Origin of the sequence: Streptomyces sp. NBC_00873 (assembly GCF_045207415.1) — a bacterium.
In the GTDB taxonomy this organism is placed as follows: Bacteria; Actinomycetota; Actinomycetes; order Streptomycetales; family Streptomycetaceae; genus Streptomyces.
In genome coordinates, this window is the sequence record NZ_CP108803.1 from 4363370 (window position 1) to 4385327 (window position 21958).

The window sequence follows — 21958 nt, forward strand, 5'->3', positions numbered from 1 at the left end:
CCACCCATGAGCTACCACCGTCGAACATTTGCCGACGTAGTGGCCTCTGACCAAGCAGGCTTGGTAAGAAGTGCTCCTTAGAAAGGAGGTGATCCAGCCGCACCTTCCGGTACGGCTACCTTGTTACGACTTCGTCCCAATCGCCAGTCCCACCTTCGACAGCTCCCTCCCACAAGGGGTTGGGCCACCGGCTTCGGGTGTTACCGACTTTCGTGACGTGACGGGCGGTGTGTACAAGGCCCGGGAACGTATTCACCGCAGCAATGCTGATCTGCGATTACTAGCAACTCCGACTTCATGGGGTCGAGTTGCAGACCCCAATCCGAACTGAGACCGGCTTTTTGAGATTCGCTCCGCCTCGCGGCATCGCAGCTCATTGTACCGGCCATTGTAGCACGTGTGCAGCCCAAGACATAAGGGGCATGATGACTTGACGTCGTCCCCACCTTCCTCCGAGTTGACCCCGGCAGTCTCCTGTGAGTCCCCATCACCCCGAAGGGCATGCTGGCAACACAGAACAAGGGTTGCGCTCGTTGCGGGACTTAACCCAACATCTCACGACACGAGCTGACGACAGCCATGCACCACCTGTATACCGACCACAAGGGGGGCACCATCTCTGATGCTTTCCGGTATATGTCAAGCCTTGGTAAGGTTCTTCGCGTTGCGTCGAATTAAGCCACATGCTCCGCTGCTTGTGCGGGCCCCCGTCAATTCCTTTGAGTTTTAGCCTTGCGGCCGTACTCCCCAGGCGGGGAACTTAATGCGTTAGCTGCGGCACCGACGACGTGGAATGTCGCCAACACCTAGTTCCCAACGTTTACGGCGTGGACTACCAGGGTATCTAATCCTGTTCGCTCCCCACGCTTTCGCTCCTCAGCGTCAGTAATGGCCCAGAGATCCGCCTTCGCCACCGGTGTTCCTCCTGATATCTGCGCATTTCACCGCTACACCAGGAATTCCGATCTCCCCTACCACACTCTAGCCTGCCCGTATCGACTGCAGACCCGGGGTTAAGCCCCGGGCTTTCACAACCGACGCAACAAGCCGCCTACGAGCTCTTTACGCCCAATAATTCCGGACAACGCTTGCGCCCTACGTATTACCGCGGCTGCTGGCACGTAGTTAGCCGGCGCTTCTTCTGCAGGTACCGTCACTTTCGCTTCTTCCCTGCTGAAAGAGGTTTACAACCCGAAGGCCGTCATCCCTCACGCGGCGTCGCTGCATCAGGCTTTCGCCCATTGTGCAATATTCCCCACTGCTGCCTCCCGTAGGAGTCTGGGCCGTGTCTCAGTCCCAGTGTGGCCGGTCGCCCTCTCAGGCCGGCTACCCGTCGTCGCCTTGGTAGGCCATCACCCCACCAACAAGCTGATAGGCCGCGGGCTCATCCTTCACCGCCGGAGCTTTTAACCCCGTCCCATGCGGGACAGAGTGTTATCCGGTATTAGACCCCGTTTCCAGGGCTTGTCCCAGAGTGAAGGGCAGATTGCCCACGTGTTACTCACCCGTTCGCCACTAATCCACCCCGAAGGGCTTCATCGTTCGACTTGCATGTGTTAAGCACGCCGCCAGCGTTCGTCCTGAGCCAGGATCAAACTCTCCGTGAATGTTCTCCCGTAATCGGGATGACACACACGAGAGCGGAACGACCGGTCGGAATAGGACCGATCGTTCACAGCGTCCTCGCTGTGTAATTGCCTACCGGAACCGTGAGGCCCGGCAGGACTTTCAAAGGAACCTCGAACCTGCCGAAGCAGGCCGGGGTATCAACATATCTGGCGTTGACTTTTGGCACGCTGTTGAGTTCTCAAGGAACGGACGCTTCCTTTGTACTCACCCTCTCGGGCTTTCCTCCGGGCTTTCCCTTCGGTCTTGCGTTTCCGACTCTATCAGACTCTTTCGTGTCCGATTCCCGGTCGAAGCGGGCCCTCTGCGAAGCAGAAGATTTGTTACTGCGCTTTCCAGTTCTTCGCTTTCGCGTTTCCCTTTCCGGCGAGTCCGACTCTATCAGATCCTTTCGGGCCTGATTCCCAGTCAGCGGGGTTTGCCTTCCCGGCTGTTGGGCCGTTCCGACGTCCAAACTCTAGCGGATTTTCCCGGCGGCTCATAATCGAGCCTTCGAAATGAATTCCGGCATGCCGAAATCGTCCCGAGTGGGAGATCGTGCTGAGTTTGAGTTGCCGCATTCGCGGCGGGATCGGCTGTCGCAGAACCGTTCCGGCTCCGTGACAACTCGAAGAACCTTACGGATCGGGTGCGGGCGTGTCAACTCCGCCAGGTCAAGCCGTTTTCCGGTGTGTCCCCTGCCCTGCGTGTCCCCGTCCGGTGCAGGTCAGTCCAGGTCCGTGAGGCGGCCACCGGCGTCCGGCTGGGTGTGCTCGACCCTGCGCAGGAGGCGGATCAGCATCTCGCCGAGGGCTCCGCGCTCCTCGCCCGAGAGGTCCTGGAGCAGGTCCTCCTCGAAGGCGGATGCCATGCGCATCGCCTCCAGCCACTTCGTGCGCCCCTCATCGGTCAGTTCGACGATGACGCGTACGCGGTTGTTCTCGTCCCTGTCCCGCGTGACCAGACCCTCGTTCGCCATGCGGTCGATGCGGTGGGTCATCGCCGCCGGGGTGAGACCGAGGCGCTTGGCCAGCTCCCCCGGGCCCAGCCGGTAGGGGGAGCCCGCCACGACGAGGGTTTTGAGGACCTCCCACTCGGCGTTGCTGATGCCGAGGTCGGCCAGCTGGCGTCCGTACCCGACGTTCATCCGGCGGTTCAGCCGGCCGAGGGCCGAGACGACCTGCTCGACCTGGGGATCCAGGTCGCGGAACTCGCGCTGATAGGCGGCGATCTGTTCGTCGAGGCTCGGCTCCTGGAGGCCGGAGGGCTCGGTGGTGTCAGACATGGCGGGCAGTATGGCACGCCTTTCATTGGCGTCGAAGTCCTTCGTTCTGTACTGTTGAGGTTCTAACTTTACTGTTGAAGTCTTTGGGCGTGAGTCCTTCGTGAGCTTGAGGTAGGTGAGTGTGACCAGGGAAATGGGCGCAGCGCTGCGGCGGATCCAGCTGGGGAGCGCGCTGAGCGCGTTCGGTGTGGGGTTCACCGTTCCGTATCTGTACGTCTATGTGGCACAGGTGCGGGATCTGGGCGCCGGTACGGCGGGAGTCGTGCTGGCCGTCTTCGCCATGGCAGCGCTCGCAGTCCTGCCGTTCACCGGGCGGGCCATCGACCGGCGCGGTCCGCTGCCGGTACTGATCGTCGCCTCCGTGGTGGCGTCCGTCGGCGCGGCGGCCCTCGGACTTTCGTCGAACGTGTCGACCGCCGTGCTGTCGGCCGCCGTCCTCGGTGCGGGCACGGCCGTCATGTCGCCGGCGCTCGCCACGATGCTCGTCCAGTGCTCCGGCGCCGCCACCCGTACGCGCGCCTTCGCGATGCAGTTCTTCCTGCAGAACCTGGGGCTCGGCATCGGTGGTCTGGTCGGCGGGCAGATCGTCGACACGAGCCGGCCGGAGACCTTCACACTGCTGTTCCTGATCGAGGCGGCGATGTTCATCGTGCTCGGCGTCGTCGCCGTGACGGTGCGGATGCCTCGTTCCCCCGCGTTCGCGGACGCCAGGCCCACCGACGGGTCCGCCGCGAAGGGCGGGTTGCGGATGCTGCTCTCGCACCGGGCGATGGTGCAGCTGTGTGTGCTGGGCTTCGTGCTGTTCTTCGCCTGCTACGGACAGTTCGAGTCCGGTCTTGCGGCGTACGGCACCGAGGCTGCCGGTATCGAGCCCTCGACGCTGGGCATCGCGCTGGCCGCCAACACCGCGGTCATCGTCGTGGCGCAGTTCGTCGTGCTGCGACTGGTGGAGCGCCGCAAGCGCAGCCGGGTCATTGCCGCGGTCGGGCTGATCTGGGCGTTCGCCTGGATCGTGGCGGGGTACGCGGGGCTCGGGCACGGCAGCCAGACCATGGCGACGGCCGCGATGATCTCCACGTACGCCCTGTTCGGACTCGGTGAGTCGATGCTCTCGCCGACGGTCGCGCCGCTGGTCGCCGATCTGGCGCCGGAGTCGATGGTCGGTCAGTACAACTCGGCCTTCGCCCTGGTCAAGCAGCTCGCGCTGGCGGTCGGTCCGGCCGTGGGCGGGCCGATGGGGGCCTCGCTGCACGGGCCGTACATCGTGACGTTCGTGCTGTTCTCACTGGGCATCACGGTGCTCGCACTGCGGCTGGGGCGCCGGCTCACCCCCGTACAGGATCAGCCTTCGCTCGTAGTGGTGCCGTCGCGGGTAGTGGCCGCGTCGGTGCCGGAAGCCGAAGCGACAGCCACAGCGACGGCCGAGCCGGCGACCGCCCCCGTTGCGGCTCCTGCGGTTTCAGCCGCGGCTCCTGCTGCCGCTCACTGAGGCAGCGCGAACTCGCACCAGACCGCTTTGCCGCCGCCGGGTGTGCGGCGGCTGCCCCAGGACGAGGCGATCGTCGCGACGATGGAGATGCCGCGGCCCGCTTCGTCCACCGGCTCGGCGCGGCGGCGGCGCGGCAGGTGGTCGTCGCCGTCGGTCACCTCGATGATCAGGCGGCGGTCGGTGCGGCGCAGGCCCAGGCGCGTCGGCGGGGTGCCGTGCTGGAGGGAGTTCGCCACCAGTTCGCCGGCGGCGAGGACGCCCAGGTCGCACAGTTCCACCGGGAACCGCCACGACGTCAGGACGCCGGTGGCGAAGGCGCGGGCACGCGGGGCCGCTTCGATGCCGCCGAGGAGATCGAGCGAGGCGTTGTGGAACAGCTCCGCGTTCGCCCCCGTGCGGGCGGGGTGCTGGACCACCAGCACCGCCACGTCGTCGTCATGTTCGGCGGTGACCCCGAGGGAGCGGATGAGACGGTCGCAGACCACCTGCGGTGATCCCTTGGCGCCGGAGAGGGCGCGCTCCAGGGCCGCGACCCCCTCGTCGATGTCCTCGCTGCGGCGTTCCACGAGACCGTCCGTGTAGAGGACGGCGGTGGAGCCGGGCGGCAGCGCGATCGTGCCCGACGTGTGGATCCAGCCTCCGGTGCCGAGCGGCGGTCCGGTCGGGTCCTCGGCGCGGCGCACCGAGCCGTCCTCGTCGCGGACGAGGATCGGGAGGTGGCCGGCGGAGGCGTAGACGAGCCGGCCCTCGTTCGGATCGTGGACCGCGTAGGCGCAGGTGGCGATCTGGCTGGCGTCGATCTCGGCGGCGAGACCGTCGAGCAGCTGCAGCACCTCGTGCGGCGGGAGGTCGAGGCGGGCGTAGGCGCGGACGGCGGTGCGGAGCTGGCCCATCACCGCGGCGGCACGCACCCCGCGGCCCATCACGTCCCCGATGACGAGCGCGGTGCGGCCCGCGCCGAGGGTGATGACGTCGTACCAGTCGCCGCCGACCGCCGCGTCCGTGCCGCCCGGCTGGTACGTGGCGGCGATCCGCAGGTCGTCGGGGTGCTCCAGCTCCTGCGGGAGCAGGGAGCGCTGGAGGGTGACGGCTGTCTCGCGGTGGCGGCGCTCGCTGGCGCGGAGGCGCTCGGCCGCTTCGGCGTGGTCGGTGACGTCGGCTGCGTAGACGAGAACACCGCCCTCGCTCCCCTTGCCGCTGCCGCTGCCGCCCTTCTTGCCGTGGGCGGCGGGCGTGGCGACCGGGGTGCAGGTCACGGTGTACGAGCTGCCGTTGCGGACCTTGCGGGACTTGACCGTACGGGGCGTGCCGCTGCGCAGGACCTGGTCCATGAGGGGCAGCAGGCTGAGCTCGTCGAGCTCCGGCATCGCGTCGGCCGCCGTGGCGCCGGTGGGGCGGGGACCGAAGGCTGTGACGTAGGCGTCGTTGACGTACGCGATGCGGTGGTCAGGGCCGTACACCAAGGCGACCGGGGCGGGCAGCCGGCCGAGGAGCTCGCGGGCGGGGAGATCCTCCAGCGCGGGTCCGGAGGCCGGTCCGGAGACCTCTCCGAAGGCCTTGGGGGTGTTTCCGTCCGGTGCGGCGGACCCTGGCCCGGCCCCGGCGTACTCGCCGCGGGCCGCGGGCACCGAACTGCGGTCGTCCCGGGCGGCGGCGCGACGCTGCGTTCCTGGTAGGCGGGCGCTCCAACGCGTGAAGTTCACGGAAATTCTGGCCTCGTGTGTCGGTCTGGTCCGCTCGGGCGGGCTGCTTCCTCTGCCGGTTCTGCTACCGGCTCTCTTCCGCAGGGGGTCGGGGGCACCGGGGCCGGACCCCCGGTGAGGCGCAGCCGGGCCTCGTCGTAGTGGTCACTGTTGGTCACGGTCGGCCGGGTCACTCTGTGCAGGTGTGGACCAACCTATGGTCACACGTCCAGTGTGACGGACCGTACTGACAGTCAGCCATCCTGCTTGGGCGGACCGTCGTCCCCGGTGCGTCTGCCCCCGGCGGCGAGTTCGAATTCAGCGCGCGGGTGTTCCAGCGAGCCGAGGGAGACGATCTCGCGTTTGAAGAGTCCGGCGAGGGACCATTCGGCAAGGACGCGGGCCTTCCGGTTGAAGGTCGGAACCCTGCTCAGGTGGTACGCACGGTGCATCAGCCAGGCCGGACAGCCCTTCAGCTTGCGTCCGTAGACATGGGCAACGCCCTTGTGGAGGCCGAGCGAGGCGACGGAGCCCGCGTAGCTGTGCCGGTAGTCCTTGAGCGGTTCGCCGCTGATCGCCGCGAGGATGTTCTCGGCGAGGACTTTGGCCTGGCGCACCGCGTGCTGGGCGTTGGGCGCGGTCTCCTTGCCCGCTTCACCGGCCGTCAGATCGGGAACGGCCGCGGCGTCCCCGGCGGCCCAGGCGTGTTCGGCGCCCTCGACGGCGAGCTGCGCGGTGCAGCGAAGCCTGCCGCGTTCGGTGAGGGGCAGATCGGTGGCGGCGAGGATCGGGGCAGGCTTGACGCCTGCGGTCCACACGAGCGTGCGGGTCGGGAAGCGGGAGCCGTCGCTCAGGACGGCGACCCGGTCCTCGCAGGAGTCCAGCCGAGTGCCGAGGCGTACGTCGATATTGCGGCCGCGCAGCTCCCGTACGGCGTACTTGCCCATCACGTCACCGACCTCCGGCAGGATCCGGTCGGACGCCTCGACGAGGATCCATTTCAGGTCCTCTGCCTTGATGTTGTGGTAATACCGCGAGGTGTAGCGGGCCATGTCCTCGAGTTCGGCGAGCGCCTCCACGCCCGCGTAGCCGCCGCCGACGACGACGAAGGTGAGGGCGGCGTCGCGGATGGCCGGGTCGCGGGTGGCGGAGGCGATGTCCATCTGCTCGATGACGTGGTTGCGCAGGCCGATGGCCTCCTCGATGGTCTTGAAGCCGATGCCGTGGTCGGCGAGGCCGGGGATCGGGAGGGTGCGCGAGACGGAGCCAGGTGCGATGACAATCTCGTCGTACGGGATCTCCAGGGCGCCGGTGCCGTCCTCGCCGGTGGCGAGCGTGGTGACGGTCGCGGTGCGCTTGGCGTGGTCGATGCGCCGCGCCTCGCCGATGACGATCGTGCACTGCGCCAGCACGCGGCGGAGCGGTACGACGACATGGCGCGGCGAGATCGAGCCTGCGGCCGCCTCGGGCAGGAACGGCTGATACGTCATGTAGGGCTCGGGCGTGACGACGACGATCTCGGCCTCGCCGGACTTGAGTCTCTGCTTCAGCTTCCGCTGGAGACGCAGCGCTGTGTACATCCCGACGTAGCCGCCGCCGATGACGAGGATGCGCACACCCGGCGGCGGGCCGGGGAGTGTCCCCCGGGAATCTGAAGCCATCACCTCCCCATGACGCAACGTGCTCAGGTATTTGTCCACAGCCCCGGCAAATTGTGTGACCGGAGGTTCTGGATGGGCCGCTGGGGCCGGACACCGGGGCAATACGGAAGCTGTGCAGGTCAGACGTCGCAGTGGGGGTGGCGAAGAGGGGCGGAATCAGGAATCAACCGGTCCTTGCTCCGATCGGGGGCCTACCGTGCGGAACTGCCCCCTTCTGAATTGACGCAGGCTCAACTATGTTCGTATGTCGTCGGGGTGTCGGGCTGGGATAATGATCCACTCCCCGACCGACACGGCGGGAAGTCTCCGGGGGGAGACGTCATAACGGGGGAAGTTATGCACATTCAGGATTCGCATGGGCAGACTGCTGCTGTCTCGCCCGAAAGAAACGGACAAATCGGCACAGTCGGTACGGTGAGCACGGTGGGAGTGACTACCGGCTCCAGCTCCACCGCGGGCCGCTCGGCGCCGCTGCGCGTGGACGCGCAGCGGAATCTGGAGCATGTACTGCGGGCCGCACGCGAGGTGTTCGGCGAGCTGGGGTACGGGGCTCCGATGGAGGACGTGGCACGCCGCGCCCGGGTCGGGGTCGGCACGGTGTACCGGCGTTTCCCGAGCAAGGACGTGCTGGTGCGCCGGATAGCCGAGGAGGAGACCTCCCGGCTGACCGACCAGGCGCGGACCGCGCTGGGGCAGGAGGACGAGCCGTGGTCGGCGCTCTCGCGCTTCCTGCGGACCTCCGTGGCCTCGGGCGCGGGGCGGCTGCTGCCGCCGCAGGTGCTGCGGGTCGGGGTCGATGCCGACGACTCGACGGTGGTCGGGGACACAGGAGTTGCGCAGGACGTGGGCGCGGCCTCGGCTGCGGGCTCCGGCGATGTCCTGGATGTCCTGGGTGAGGCGCGGGTTCCTCATCAGCGGCAGGGGGCGGGGCAGGCCGACCTCCGGGTCGTCGGCCGGCACCCGGCCGACGACGACAGGCTCTCGGACGAGGACGCGGGCACGGCCGAGCTTCTGGGGGTCGTGGGCCGGCTGGTCGACCGTGCGCGGGCGGCGGGTGAGCTGCGGCGTGATGTGACGGTGGCGGACGTGCTGCTGGTCATCGCGACGGCGGCGCCCGCCCTGCCGGATGCGGCTCAGCAGGCTGCCGCTTCGGCCCGACTGCTGGACATCCTGCTGGAGGGGCTGCGCTCGCGCCCTGCGTGACCGGGACCGCATGAGCGGGACCGCATGACGGGTGAGCTCGGGTGTGCGTGAGCCCGGGCTTGCGGGTGGACTCGGGCTTGCCCGTGGGCTCGGGCTTGCGGGCAGCTCGGCGGACCTTCGGTCGGCCGGGCTGTGGCCGTTCGGGCCGTGGTTCGATCCGCCTGACGGCGCGGGGCAGGCCGTGAGCCCGGCGGTCGGGCGCCGTCGGGCTTGTGCGCGGGGGCATCGGGTCCGTGACGGTGGCGTGAGGGGTCGGTGTCGTCCTCGTGCGGGGGGGTACACTCGGCAACTCGGCTGCGCCGGAGGCTCGTTGATCCTTCCCCATTCGAGTGCCCGCTAGTGCCCATATTCGGGAAAACACCCCGGATGAGTGGTTCCCGGGATTGAACGTTCGCCGTGATTGCGCCGTGTGGCACTCTGGCCCGGTGTTCGGGTCCGAAAGCGCATACGGGGGCTTCCGCGATGAGCGGTGACGGGCAGCAGGAAGAACCGCTCGACGGCGTCCCGGTCATGGGTGAGCGGGCGGAGGCCGGTGAGCCGACGTTCCGGCAGGTCCCGAGCCAGGCCGGCCCCGGGCGGTCGGGCGGTGACGCCGAGGGCGGAACCGTGCTGACCGGACCCTGGCCGTCCGCGTCGGCGGGCCGCGATGCCGACGTCGGCGCCGATTCCGCGGTCGGGTCCGAGGCCGCCGTACCGATGCAGCGGGACGGCGGGAGCAGCGCCGGGTCCGCCGGACTCGCGCTCTCCGACGCCCAGTTGATCCAGCGCATGCGGTCCGGGGACGATCTCGCGTACGAGGAGTTGTTCCGGCGGCACTCGGGCAGTGTGCGGCGCTACGCCAGGAGCTGCTGCCGGGACGCCCACACCGCCGACGACCTGACGGCCGAGGTCTTCGCCCGCACTCTGCAGGCAGTACGGGGTGGCAAGGGACCGGAGGAGGCCGTGCGGGCGTACCTCATGACGGCCGTACGGCATGTCGCAGCCGCCTGGACGAAAACGGCGAAGCGGGAGCAGCTGGTCGATGACTTCGCGGTGTTCGCCGTGCAGGCGTCCCGCTACTCCGGGGTGCCGGACGCGGACACGATGGATCTGGGCGCGGACGTCATGGCGATGCGCGAGGCCGAGCAGTCGATGGCCATGCAGGCGTTCCACAGTCTGCCGGAGCGCTGGCAGGCGGTGCTGTGGCACACCACCGTCGAGGAGGAGTCGCCGAGCGAGATCGCGCCGCTGTTCGGGCTGACCGCCAACGCCACGGCGGTGCTGGCCGGCCGGGCCCGTGAGGGGCTCAAGCAGGCGTATCTGCAGGCGCATGTGAACCAGTCGCTCACCTCGGGCGGCGACTGCGCGCGCTATGCCGACCGGCTCGGCGCCTACGCCCGGGGCGGCCTGCGGATGCGGGCCGAACGCGGGCTGCGCAAGCATCTGGACGAGTGCGCGAAGTGCCGGGTCGCCGCGGGCGAGCTGGCACATGTCAACGCCGGGATTCCGGCGCTGCTCCCGGTCGCGGTCGTCGGCTGGTTCGCCGCCGGGTACGCGCTCAAGGCCGCCGGGATCGTGGCGGGCGGTGCGGCGGGTGCCGCGGCGGCGGGCGGGAGTTCGTCCGGCGGTGCGGCCGGTGGCGCCGTGGCCTCGGAGGGGCTGGGCGCTCCGGTCAAGGCCGGTATCGCGGCGGCGGTGGCCGTCGCTGCCGCGGCCGGTCTGGTCTGGGCGCTGGTCGGTGACGAGCAGCCGAAATCGGAGGCCGAGCCCGTGGCCAAACCGCCGGTGGTGGCACCCGCGGTGCCGTCGCCACCGCCCCCGAAGCCGGCGCCGGAGCCCGAACCTCCGAGCGCGCCCGCACCGCCCGCGCCCACGCCGACTCCGCCGCCGAGGGCGAAACCGACACCGACACCCCCACCCACACCCATGCCTACGCCTACGCCTACGCCCAAGCCGAAGCCGAAGCCGCCGGTCCCTGCGCCGCCGAAGCCCACACCGACACCGACACCGACGCCCACACCTCCGCCACCCGCGCCGCCGACCGTCGTCTACCAGGTCAGCGAGTTGCGCAACTCCTTCCTCGGCGACCACACGGAGCCGGAGGTGTCGATGGGTGAGAGCAGCTGGGTCTGGCGGCGCTCAGGCCTGTCGATCGGCGGCACGCGCTACGCGCACGGAGTGACCGTGCACGGCCGTTCGTCGGTCACCATCGAGCTGAACCGGGCATGCACCCGCTACGAGGCGATGGTCGGGGTCGACGATCTGACGGCGGGGCTCGGCTCGGTGCGCTTCTCCGTGTTCACCGATGCCGGGGTGCAGCTGTGGCAATCCCCGTTGATGAACGGCACCGATCCGGCCGTACCCATGGGGGTCGGCATCGCGGGGCAGCAGCGGATCCGGCTCGTCGTGGAACCGGCGGCCCCGTTCGGCGGGGCGGCGCTGGCCGACTGGGCGGAGTCGAGGATCAGCTGCCGCTGATCCGGGGGCCAGGGCTGTTCCCGTCGGAACCGATGCGGGGATCCGGGCCGCTCCCCCCGGCGCCGGGGAGGTCGGCCAGGGCGGGTCCGCGCCAGAGAGCGAGCGCCGTACGGAGCGTCGCGGCGACCGCCTCGGGATCCCCGGACTCCAGTTCGGCCGCTCCCCGCTGGGACGGCTGCTCGAACACATGCAGGTCGATGTAGTCGGGGGCGACTGCCAGGCGGTAGCCGCCGGGAGTGCTGGTGACGGCGCCCCGGTCCAGTGCGCGGCGCAGCCGGCCGACCAGCGCCTGGAATGCGGCGGACGCGTCGTACGGAGGATCGCCCGCCCATACGTCGTCGACCGGATCGGCGACCGGGACCGGGCGGCCCTTGCGCAGGGCGAGCGCGGCAAGGAGGGCGCGCAGCCGCGTGCCCCCGACGGGCAGCGTGCCACCGTGCTCGTCTCACGACTCGGTGACGCCCAGGATCAGGTACCGCACCCGGTCATTGTGGACTGCGGCACCGGCCGCGTGCGCCGGGATTCCGGCGGCCGGGAGCGGCGTCGGGTATCGGGTGGCGGTCAGCGTTGCAGGGTGCGGCGGGCCGGGACCACTCCGCCCGCCACCGCGCGCCGGCGGGGCGCCGCCGTGCCCGTCCAGCAGGTGCCGCGGCGGGAGACGAGACGGCGGAGCCAGAGCTCCGTGGCGGCCAGGTCGGCGAGGCCATCCAGGGGCAGCGGTTCGCCCTCGGAGGCCGCGCGCAGGGCCTTCCGCACGACCCGGGCCTCGATCAGGCCCGCGTCGGCGAGCAGCGGTGCGTCGAAGAGGGCGATCAGGTCGGGGAGCGCGGTGCGCAGACCGGTGCGGCCGACCGCGGTCGAGGTCGCCTGGGAGGGGGTGCCCCAGCCCGGCGGCAGTTCGTGGATGCCCGCGCCCGCGAGAACCCGGCGCAGGACGGCGGCGCGGGCGCCCGGCTGGACGCGGAGCGATTCGGGCAGGGCGCGGGCGGCGCGTACCACCTGGTTGTCGAGGAACGGGGCGTGCAGCCGCTGGCTGCGGATCTCGGCGGCCTGTTCCAGGATCCGGTGGTCGGCGGCGTGCCGGGCGAGCGCGGCGCGGGCGCGGGCCTCGCCGGGACGCTGGACCGAAGTGGGGCGGATCGCCGCCTCCTGGAGGCGCACCGACACTTCCGCGAGCGCCTCCCCGGTCAGCCAGCGGGCGGCGGGCCCCGGCCGCGACCAGGTGAGCGCGGCGAGCGAGGCGTCGGCGGGGGTGTCGAGGTCGGGCGTGCGGCGGTTGGCGTCCGGGAGCCGGTCGGCTGCCGTTTCGAGACCCGTCCGGTATGACGTACGGGCCAGGCGCCGGGCCGCGCGGTAGACGGTCAGCGGTACGAACAGCGAGTGTGCGGACGGCCCTTCGGCTCTGGCGAGGGCGGCGACCGGGCGCAGCAGGTGCCGTCGGCGGCGGTCCATCAGGAGGTCGGCGAGGCGGGCCGGGTGGGCGTCGAGGACCTGCCGGGCGCCGTCGCCGACGAAGTGGTCGGCGCTGCCCGCGGCAAGGCGTCTGCGGTGGCGTTCGGCAACGACGAGGGACGGGGCCGGTTCGTCGGTGAGCGGGCCGCTGCCCAGGCCGGCGTAGGGCAGCGCCTCCTCGCCCGCGGCGACGACGACGTGGTGCAGCCGCGGGTTGGCGGCGATGACCGCGGCGCGTTCGAGTTCGTCCTCGTGGTCGCGGGTGGTGAGGTCGTTGAAGGTGACGGCGAGCAGCCGCTCGCCCGCGCCCGTGCCGTGGCCGAGGAGGGTGCCGGGCAGTCCGGGCAGGCCCGCGGCGAGCAGGGCAAGGGTGGCGGAGGCGCTGCCTCCGGAGAGGTCGGCGCCGATGCCGGGGACGGGCGCGCCGCGGGCGGCGCGGCGTTCGGCGGGCCCCATGCCGGGGACCGGTCCGGGGTCGGGCGGCAGGGTCTCGGGCGCGTGGCGGGGGGCCATGAGCCTGGCGCGTACCGCTTCGAGCAGCGCGTCGCGCACCCCGTCCACGGCGCTCACCGGGTCGAGCTGGGGGGCGGCGACGGCGAGGGAGGCGACCGGCTCGTACCCGGTGATCTCGCGGGAGCCCTCGCGGAGAATGAGCGCGTGTCCCGGCGGGATGCGCTTCACACCCACGTACGGAGTGCCGTCGCGCAGCGCCTCCGGCGTCTCGGGGCAGGCGAGCAGTGCGGCCAGGTGGCCGATGTCCAGCTGCGCTTCGATGAGGTCGGCGAGCGGGAGTGCGGCGGTCGCGTACGCCGTACCGCTCGCCCAGGGCGTGTAGAAGACCGGGCGGGCTCCGGCGAGGTCCCCGACGACGGTGATCCTCCGGCCGATCCGGACGACGGCTGTGTAGCTGCCCGGCCATGCGGTGAGATGGCGCAGGGCGCCGCCACGGGCGGCGAGGAGGCCGAGCCGGAGCTGCTCGTCGGTGGCGCTGCAGCAGCCGAGGACCGCGAGGCGGGCGGTGGGTGCGCCTTCGGCGGTCTCGACCGAGGCGATCCGGATCTCGTCGGGGCGCCAGTCGCCGACCGCCCAGAGCGGATCCGGATCGCCCCAAAGGAGTTGGGAGCCCACAGGGTGCACGGTGCGTCCCTCGTCGGCTCCGCCGACCGCGCCGACCGTGCCGAAGCTCGCGGCGATACTGCTCCACCCCACCAACCAACGCATCGCCGCCTCCACAGGCTGTGGACAAAAACGGCGCACCTGGTTCATATCGGGAGAACTGCGAAAACACGCGGCGCCGTTGCGGAACATGCTGCCACGACAACGGCGCGCAGGAGTGGCTACGGAGGGCGCACGTCGGAAGCGCATGCGCCCCTGGCAAAAGCCGGAGGGCGGGCCGGGGACGCCCGATCCCCGCGCACTGCGGGACGCCACAACGGACTTATAGGCTCCGCTTCTTGCCTTCCCCGTCACCCCGGGTCGTACCGGCCGAAATCCGGCCACCTCCCGAACTGCCCGCCGACCGCGGGCCGGTAACCCGCCGGGTGTCCGCGAATCGCCCGGCCCAACCACCACGGACCGACGCCATTCGGCCATTCTCGGAGAGCACAGCAAGCGTCGGAACCGATTCCCCCGCACGCACGATGTTCCATTTCATCCCGCTTTGCCACGAGGTTGCCTGACCGGCTCCGCGACGACCCCCCGCCGCTCCCGTACCGGCCCCGGTCCGCTCCGGCGGCCCGCCGAACGCACAGTCCGGGAGACGTGGTTCGCCTCCCGGACCGGTCCGCCGCCTGCGGGGAATGAGGCGGCAGTGTCCCCCGGCCCACTGAGTCCAGTGCAGTGGGCCGACCCACGCAGCACCCATGGAAGTGCTCCCCCGCCGACCGGGCCAGAGCGCACGGCCGGGCGCACGGCCACACGACAGGAGCACGTGGGGGGCTCGCCCGGCGGGTCCGGAGCGGCGTCCCGGCGAGTCCGGCAGAGCGACCGGATCGTCACGGTGGGACCGCCCCCCCCGTACGCCGACCGTCCGCACGGACAACAATCCCGCCATACGGACGTCTGCCCCTTAACGGTAGGGATGCGACGAACTACGCTGGGTTTACTGAGGTTCTCTGCAGGCGGCATATTCCTCGGGGCTCGGCCACATGCGTGTGCGGCCGGAGTGCCGGGGCCCGTCCCTGGGGAGAACACGGTACGAATGCCGCGCGCCTCCTCGGTGACGCGGCTGCCGTCTGTGTGTCGAGGGGTGGCGCATGTCCAGGGAGCAACGCGGACCGAACGAGAAGCTCGGAACCGTTCTCGCCCTCGCGGGAATCAGCAACGCCGGGCTCGCCCGGCGGGTCAACGACCTCGGGGCGCAGCGCGGGCTGACACTTCGCTACGACAAGACCTCGGTGGCGAGATGGGTCTCGAAGGGCATGGTGCCGCAGGGTGCCGCACCCCATCTCATCGCCGCGGCGATCGGCGCCAAGCTCGGCCGGCCGGTCCCGCTGCACGAGATCGGGCTCGCGGACGCGGATCCGGCGCCGGAGGTCGGCCTGGCCTTCCCGCGCGACGTGGGCGAGGCGGTGCGTTCGGCGACCGAGCTGTACCGGCTGGATCTGGCCGGGCGCCGGGCGGGCAGCGGCGGGATCTGGCAGTCGCTGGCGGGCTCGTTCTCGGTGAGCGCGTACGCGACGCCCGCGTCGCGCTGGCTGATAACCCCCGCCGACCCGTCGGTGGCACGCGACTCGTCGGCGGCCGAGGCGGCGATCCTCGGCACGCAGGGCGCGCACGGTACACCGCCACCGCCGGGTGCGCCGGGCGGTGCGGCCGGCATTCCCGTACAGCCGGGACCGGACTCCATGAACGACATCTCGCCGCTGCGCGTCGGCCACAGCGATGTGACCAAACTCCGCGAGGCGGCCCAGGACGCGCGCCGCTGGGACTCCAAGTACGGCGGCGGCGACTGGCGCTCCTCCATGGTCCCGGAGTGTTTACGGGTGGACGCGGCACCGCTGCTCCTCGGCTCGTACAGCGACGAGGTGGGCCGGGCGCTCTTCGGCGCCGCCGCCGAGCTGACCAGACTCGCCGGGTGGATGGCGTTCGACACCGGGCAGCAGGAGGCCGCCCAGCGGTACTACATCCAGGCGCTGCGGCTCGCGCGGGCGGCGGCCGACGTGCCGCTCGGCGGCTATGTCCTCGCGTCGATGTCGCTTCAGGCGACCTACCGCGGCTTCGCCGACGAGGGGGTCGACCTCGCGCAGGCGGCCGTCGAACGCAACCGCGGGCTCGCCACCGCCCGCACCATGAGTTTCTTCCGGCTGGTGGAGGCCCGGGCCCATGCGAAGGCGGGCGACGCCCCGGCCGCTGGGGCCGCGCTGAAGGCCGCCGAGAGCTGGCTGGAGCGTTCCCGCGACGGCGACGCGGACCCGTCGTGGCTGGGCTTCTACTCGTACGACAGGTTCGCCGCCGACGCCGCGGAGTGCTACCGCGATCTGAAGGCCCCGCGGCAGGTGCGGCACTTCACCGAACAGGCGCTGTCCCGGCCGACCGAGGAGTTCGTGCGCTCGCACGGGCTGCGGCTGGTGGTCTCGGCCGTCGCCGAGCTGGAGTCCGGCAACCTGGACGCGGCCTGCGCGGCGGGCACCCGGGCGGTCGAGGTGGCCGGCCGCATCTCGTCGGCGCGGACCACGGAGTACGTACGGGACCTGCTGCACCGCCTCGAACCGTACGGGGACGAGCCACGCGTCGCCGAGCTGCGCGAGCGGGCACGGCCGCTGCTGGTGGCGCCGGCGTAGCGGCCTCCCCGGGGGGCGCCCGCACCTCTCGGATGCCCGCGCGGAGTCCTCCGGGCGACGCGCAGGCGGCCGGGGGCGGAATTCCGGGCGCCACGCTGGCCTCCGCTGGTTTGAGTGCGATGTCAGTGGGTCAGTGCACTATCGGGGAGGGAGGTGGCGTGATGATGACTCACGCGGCGTACGACTGCGATGTGCTGGTGATCGGCGGCGGGATCGTCGGCCTGTCGACGGCGTATGCCCTCACGCGGACCGCTCCGGGCACGCGGGTGACGGTACTGGAGAAGGAGTGGGGCCCGGCGCGCCACCAGACGGGGCGCAACAGCGGGGTGATCCACAGTGGCATCTACTACCGCCCCGGTTCGCTGAAGGCCCGCTATGCGGTGCGCGGCGCCGCCGAGATGGTCGGCTTCTGCGCGGAGCACGGCATTCCGCACGCGGTGACCGGCAAGCTGATCGTCGCGACCGAGCGGTCCGAGCTCCCCCGGCTGCACGCCCTGGTGCAGCGCGGCCGGGAGCACGGGCTGCCGGTGCGGGAGCTGGGGCCCGCGGGGATCGCGGAGTACGAGCCGCAGGTGCGCGGGCTCGCGGCGATCCGGGTCGGGACGACCGGTGTGTGCGACTTCAAGGCGGTTGCCGAGCGCTTCGCGGCCGAGGTGCGCGGCGCGGGCGGGCTGATCAGGTTCGGGGCGGAGGTCACGGCGATCGACCGCCGCCCGTGGGGTGTGGCGGTGCGGACGGCGGACGGCCGCGTCGTGCGGGCCCGGGTCCTGGTCAACTGCGCGGGGCTGCACTGCGACCGGGTGGCACGGCTCGCGGGCGACGAGCCGGGCATGCGGATCGTGCCCTTCCGCGGTGAGTACTACGAGCTGGCCAGGCCGGAGCTGGTGCGCGGGCTGGTCTACCCGGTGCCGGATCCGGCATTCCCGTTCCTCGGGGTGCACCTGACCCGGGGCCATGACGGCGGCGTCCACGTCGGGCCGAACGCGGTGCCCGCGCTGGCCCGCGAGGGGTACGGCTGGCCGGTCGTACGCCCGCGTGAGCTCGCGGACACGCTGACCTGGCCGGGCTCCTGGCAGATCGCACGCAGACACTGGCGGTACGGGGCGGGCGAGGTGCACCGTTCGCTGTCGAGGAGCGCATTCACCGCGGCCGTCCGACGGCTGCTGCCCGAGGTCACGGAGGACGACCTGCGCCCCGCCCCGTCCGGTGTCAGGGCCCAGGCGGTAATGCGCGACGGCACGCTGGTGGACGACTTCCTGATCCGCGAGGCCCCGCACACCGTGCACGTGCTGAACGCCCCGTCGCCCGCCGCGACGGCCTCGCTGCCCATCGGGCGGGAGGTGGCACGCAGGGCGCTGCTCCGGGCACAGGGAACGGGGTGGAAGCCGCCCGCCGTAGAATCGGGGCATTGTGTCTGAGTCCTTGAACCCCGCCCCCGAGACCGACGAGGCCCACGATCTGCGCGCCGCAGCCTTCGAGCGGCAGCGCAGGCTGCGTCAGGAGCCGCGCTTCCCCGGCGGACCCGCCGCCGACCCGGCCGGGTCACACCACGAGCGCCGGATCCGCAGCTTCCAGCCGCGCCGCAGCCGTGTCACGCCCGGCCAGGAGGACGCGCTGCAGCGGCTCTGGCCCCAGTGGGGCCTGGACATCGACGGGCAGTCGGTCCTCGACCTGCCCGAGCTGTTCGACGGGCTTCCGGTCGTGCTCGAGATCGGCTTCGGGATGGGCGAGGCCACCGTGCAGATGGCGGCCGACGACCCGGGCACCGGCATACTCGCCGTCGATGTGCACACCCCCGGCCAGGGCAACCTGCTCGGTCTCGCGGACCGGAACGGACTGTCCAACATCCGGGTGGCCAACGGTGACGCGATCATCCTGCTGCGCGAGATGCTGCCGCCGGACGCACTCGACGGGCTGCGGGTGTATTTCCCCGACCCGTGGCCCAAGAAGCGCCACCACAAGCGGCGGCTGATCCAGCCGGAGTTCCTCGACCTGGCGGCGCAGCGGCTGAAGCCGGGCGCCGTGCTCCACTGCGCGACCGACTGGGAGCCGTACGCCGAGCAGATGCTCGAGGTGCTCACCGCGCACCCCCTCTTCGAGAACACGGCGGCGGACGGCGGCTACGCACCGCGGCCCGCGTTCCGTCCGCTGACCCGGTTCGAGGGGCAGGGCCTGGACAAGGGCCATGTCGTGCACGACCTGCTCTTCCTCCGCAGCTGACCTTTCCACCGCGTGGGTCCTCACCCGTGGCTGAGAGGCTGTCGGGCCACCTCTGATCGGGCAGTCGTGCCCTGGCACGCGCGCTTCCCGATCGAAGGTAGCCCGACAGCCTCCGAGCTTGCAGATTTCCTGATGGGTCGGTACGCGCACCTCGCCGCCCCATGGTCAGCTGTCAGTCCCCCTGGTTAGGGTCATGGGGTGTCCGACGGGTCTGTCCAGCAGCAACAGTCGCAGCCGGCCGTCCCGCTCCTCGAGGAGCAGCGGGTCGGCGAGATCCTGGCGGCCGTGCCGGAGCGGGGCCAGTGGCGCTACCGTCCGCGCCGCGTCGGCATGGTCTGGCGGAGCAAGACGTTCCGTATCGCTGCTGTCTTCACGGTGCTCGCGCTGTGCGGGCTGGTGATCCTGGCCCTGGTCCGCGCCCAGACCGGCACCGAAGGGTTCCTGGTCGGGCTGGGTCTGGCCGTGCTGCCCGTCCCGCTCCTGATGACGGCGTTCCGCTGGCTGGACCGGGTCGAACCCGGACCCTGGCGGAATCTGCTGTTCGCCTTCGCCTGGGGTGCATGCGCCGCCGCCCTGGTCGCGATCATCGCGAATTCGTTCGCGACCCGCTGGATCGCGACGGCCACCGCGGACCCGGCGAGCGCGGACACCCTCGGGGCCACGGTCATAGCGCCGGTCGTCGAGGAGAGCGCGAAGGCGGCGGCCGTCCTGCTGATCTTCCTGTTCCGGCGACGGGACTTCGGCGGTGTCGTCGCCGGCGTCGTCGTCGCCGGCTTCACCGCGACGGGCTTCGCCTTCACCGAGAACATCCTCTACCTGGGCAACGCGTTCGGCGAGGACCAGCAGATCGGCAACTCGGGCCTGGCGTCGGTGACGGCCGCGACCTTCTTCGTACGAGGGGTGATGACGCCGTTCGCGCATCCCCTCTTCACCGTGCTGACCGGCCTGGGCTTCGGCTTCGCGGCGCTCAGCGCACGCCGCCACCGCATCCGCCGCATCGCGCTGCCGCTGCTCGGACTGATCCTCGCCATGGGCACGCACGCCCTGTGGAACGGCTCGGGGACGTTCGGTCCGTACGGCTTCTATGTCGTGTACGGGGTGTTCATGGTCCCGGTCTTCGGACTGGTCACCTGGCTGGCGATCTGGTCGCGCCAGCGGGAGCTGCGCACCCTGGCGACCGAGCTGCCCGCGTACGCGGCCGCCGGCTGGCTGACCCCGGCCGAGCCGCTCGCGCTCTCCTCGATGCGGGCCCGAGGCCTGGCCCGGGACGTGGCGCGCCGGCAGCACGCGCAAGCGGGGTACGGAGCCCCGGGTTACGGGTACGCCCCTGCCTACGGCCCCGCCCACGGCGCTCACAGCCGGATCGCGTCGCAGATACGGAGCCACGCCAAGGCGCAGGCCAGGGCGCGCGGCAAGGCTGCGGCGCGGGCGGTCGCCGAGTACGAGTCGTTCGCCACGTCCCTGGCGTTCCTGCGCCGCCAGGCAGGCCGCGGGGCGGCGGAACCGGACTTCACCGCACGTGAACTGGAACTGCTGCACCATCTCTGGCAGCGCCGGGAGGTGGCCGCCCCCGCCCTGGCGTACGCGGCACAGGCGACGGGCCGTTTGCGCCCGCACTCCATGGCCCCGGCGCCGGTTCCGCGGCGGTACCAGCCGTACGGCGGTCACAACCCGTACCTGTCGCCCCCTGGGCAGCCGTATCACCAGCCGCCCCACGGACAGCAGATCTACGGGAACCGGCCGCCCCGGCATCCCTGGTGACGGGTCGGGCGGACGCCTCGGTGAGTTCCGCCGGCTCCTGCTCGGTCAGCCGGAGGCCGGCGACGGCCACCAGTGCGGGCAGCTGCTCGACCGTGCGGGCCGAGGCGATCGGGGCGGCTACGGTCGGACGGGCGGCGAGCCGGGCCAGGGCGACGGCCAAACGGACCGGCAGCCCTGACGTCGGGGGGTGAGCGTCAGGACTGCCGGGGATCGGTGGCGGGCCGCGGCCCGCGTTCATCGGGTCAGACCGTGAGGCCCTTGTCGCGCAGCCAGGTCATCGGGTCGATGCCCGTGCCGCTCGGGGTGTGGACCTCCAGGTGGAGGTGGGGACCCGTCACATTTCCGGTGGCGCCGACGCGGCCGATGGTCTCACCGGTGGTGACCTTCTGGCCGGCGCTGACGTCGATCGACGACTGGTGACAGAACCACAGCTCCGTGCCGTCCTCGAGCTCCAGGACCGTGCGGTAGCCGTAGGAGCCGGACCAGCCCGCCGACTTGATGGTGCCGGTGTGGATGGCCTTGATCGGGGTGCCGGTCGGCGCCGCGAAGTCGAGACCGGTGTGGTGGCCGGAGGACCACATCGAACCGGCTTGGCCGAAGGTCGAGGTGATCGTGTACGAGGAAGTGGGGATGGCGTAGCTGGCGGCCAGTTTGGCGAGCCGTTCGGCCTCGGCCTTGGCCTTCGCCGCTTCCTCCGCCTTCTTCTTCTCGGCCTCGGCCTTGGCCGCCGCGATGTCCTGCTTCTGCTTCGCCTCGGCTGCCGCCTTCTCCGCGGCGGCCTTCTCCTCGGCCGCCTTGGCCTCCGCGTCGGCGGCGTTCTGCTGCTGCTCGGCCTGCTGGAGGATGCGGGCGCGGAGGGCCTCGCCGGCGTCGGTGGCGCCCTGTTCGGCCTCGGCGGTGGTGATGCCCGCGCTGGTCAGCGGGGCGGCGGCGGTCTTGGCCTGGGCCTGGTCGGTGGCGGACTCCTCGGAGAGCAGCGCGCCCACGCCGGGGAGGGAGTTGGCGTCGGGGAGCTTGTCGGCGATGGAATCGGGAAGGGAGATGGAGACCGGCGGCTTGCTCTGCGCGGTGGCCATACCGCCCGCGCCGACGGCCGCGATGACACCGACGCCGAGAACCGTGGAACTACGGGCGAGCCCATTGCGCTGCTTGGCGACGCGGTGCCTGCCACGTACGGGGCGGACGGACTCCTCGGTGGGGTTCCATTCCTCCCGGGCCCGGTCGGTCTCTCCGAAGCCCTCGGTCCCGGACTCGGTGGTGAACCCGGTGGCGAACTCGGTGTCCGTCCCGGATCCGTACTCAGTGGTGAAGTCGGAGCCGAACCGGGAAGGGGCTTCGGGGGCAGGTTTGTTGGACGCCAC

The 21958-nt window shown here is 71.1% G+C and carries 13 protein-coding genes, 1 rRNA gene and 1 pseudogene; 7 read left to right on the forward strand and 8 right to left on the reverse strand.

Annotation, left to right across the window (positions count from 1 at the left end):
• Positions 1 to 81: 81 nt before the first annotated feature.
• Positions 82 to 1607: ribosomal RNA gene (locus tag OH809_RS19990) — 16S ribosomal RNA — on the reverse strand.
• A gap of 725 nt (positions 1608 to 2332) precedes the next feature.
• Positions 2333 to 2890, reverse strand: coding sequence for a MarR family winged helix-turn-helix transcriptional regulator (locus OH809_RS19995; RefSeq protein ID WP_376340257.1), 558 nt, complete (start codon positions 2888 to 2890; stop codon positions 2333 to 2335).
• Positions 2891 to 3023: 133 nt separating this feature from the next.
• Here OH809_RS19995 and OH809_RS20000 point away from each other — a divergent pair, with 133 nt between their 5' ends.
• A complete protein-coding gene (locus OH809_RS20000; RefSeq protein WP_406516267.1) occupies positions 3024 to 4379 on the forward strand; it encodes an MFS transporter in 1356 nt (451 codons plus the stop codon).
• On the opposite strand, the gene OH809_RS20005 is transcribed toward OH809_RS20000, so the two are convergent.
• Positions 4373 to 6082 carry a SpoIIE family protein phosphatase gene (locus OH809_RS20005; protein ID WP_406515421.1) on the reverse strand — a complete coding sequence of 570 codons (1710 nt, stop codon included), beginning with the start codon at positions 6080 to 6082 and terminating at the stop codon, positions 4373 to 4375. The genes OH809_RS20000 and OH809_RS20005 overlap by 7 nt on opposite strands.
• Positions 6083 to 6315: 233 nt before the next feature.
• Positions 6316 to 7722 carry an NAD(P)/FAD-dependent oxidoreductase gene (locus OH809_RS20010; protein WP_406421129.1) on the reverse strand — a complete coding sequence of 469 codons (1407 nt, stop codon included), beginning with the start codon at positions 7720 to 7722 and terminating at the stop codon, positions 6316 to 6318.
• Between the two features lie 336 nt (positions 7723 to 8058).
• On the opposite strand from OH809_RS20010, the gene OH809_RS20015 reads away from it, so the two are divergent.
• Together OH809_RS20015 and OH809_RS20020 are read left to right on the forward strand one after the other, a co-directional pair.
• The gene (locus tag OH809_RS20015; RefSeq protein ID WP_406515422.1) at positions 8059 to 8925 is read left to right on the forward strand and encodes a TetR/AcrR family transcriptional regulator; all 867 of its coding nucleotides are present in this window, start codon (positions 8059 to 8061) and stop codon (positions 8923 to 8925) included.
• A gap of 462 nt (positions 8926 to 9387) precedes the next feature.
• Complete coding sequence (locus OH809_RS20020) at positions 9388 to 11382, forward strand: sigma-70 family RNA polymerase sigma factor (protein ID WP_406515423.1); 1995 nt, start codon at positions 9388 to 9390, stop codon at positions 11380 to 11382.
• Here the strand turns inward: OH809_RS20020 and OH809_RS20025 are convergent.
• Positions 11369 to 11569 (reverse strand): BTAD domain-containing putative transcriptional regulator, encoded by a 201-nt coding sequence (locus OH809_RS20025; protein WP_406421126.1) that lies wholly within the window; start codon positions 11567 to 11569, stop codon positions 11369 to 11371. The two genes, OH809_RS20020 and OH809_RS20025, sit on opposite strands and share 14 nt — an antisense overlap.
• A 374-nt stretch (positions 11570 to 11943) precedes the next feature.
• A complete protein-coding gene (locus tag OH809_RS20030; RefSeq protein WP_406421125.1) occupies positions 11944 to 14055 on the reverse strand; it encodes an asparagine synthase-related protein in 2112 nt (703 codons plus the stop codon).
• Between the two features lie 1034 nt (positions 14056 to 15089).
• On the opposite strand from OH809_RS20030, the gene OH809_RS20035 reads away from it, so the two are divergent.
• The 4 genes from OH809_RS20035 (at position 15090) to OH809_RS20050 (ending at position 20597) form a co-directional block, all read left to right on the forward strand.
• Positions 15090 to 16616 carry a sporulation protein gene (locus OH809_RS20035; protein WP_406421124.1) on the forward strand — a complete coding sequence of 509 codons (1527 nt, stop codon included), beginning with the start codon at positions 15090 to 15092 and terminating at the stop codon, positions 16614 to 16616.
• A gap of 161 nt (positions 16617 to 16777) precedes the next feature.
• The gene (gene lhgO, locus OH809_RS20040; protein WP_406421123.1) at positions 16778 to 18034 is read left to right on the forward strand and encodes an L-2-hydroxyglutarate oxidase; all 1257 of its coding nucleotides are present in this window, start codon (positions 16778 to 16780) and stop codon (positions 18032 to 18034) included.
• Positions 18027 to 18836, forward strand: coding sequence for a tRNA (guanosine(46)-N7)-methyltransferase TrmB (trmB, locus tag OH809_RS20045; RefSeq protein WP_406421122.1), 810 nt, complete (start codon positions 18027 to 18029; stop codon positions 18834 to 18836). Before lhgO ends, trmB begins: the two co-directional genes overlap by 8 nt.
• Positions 18837 to 19034: 198 nt before the next feature.
• The gene (locus OH809_RS20050; protein ID WP_406421121.1) at positions 19035 to 20597 is read left to right on the forward strand and encodes a PrsW family glutamic-type intramembrane protease; all 1563 of its coding nucleotides are present in this window, start codon (positions 19035 to 19037) and stop codon (positions 20595 to 20597) included.
• 7 nt (positions 20598 to 20604) lie between these two features.
• Here OH809_RS20050 and OH809_RS20055 read toward each other — a convergent pair.
• Both OH809_RS20055 and OH809_RS20060 read right to left on the reverse strand, forming a co-directional pair.
• A pseudogene (locus OH809_RS20055) lies at positions 20605 to 20751 on the reverse strand (aldo/keto reductase); the annotation flags it as partial.
• 88 nt (positions 20752 to 20839) lie between these two features.
• Positions 20840 to 21958, reverse strand: a complete 1119-nt coding sequence (locus OH809_RS20060) for a M23 family metallopeptidase (RefSeq protein ID WP_406421120.1) — start codon at positions 21956 to 21958, stop codon at positions 20840 to 20842.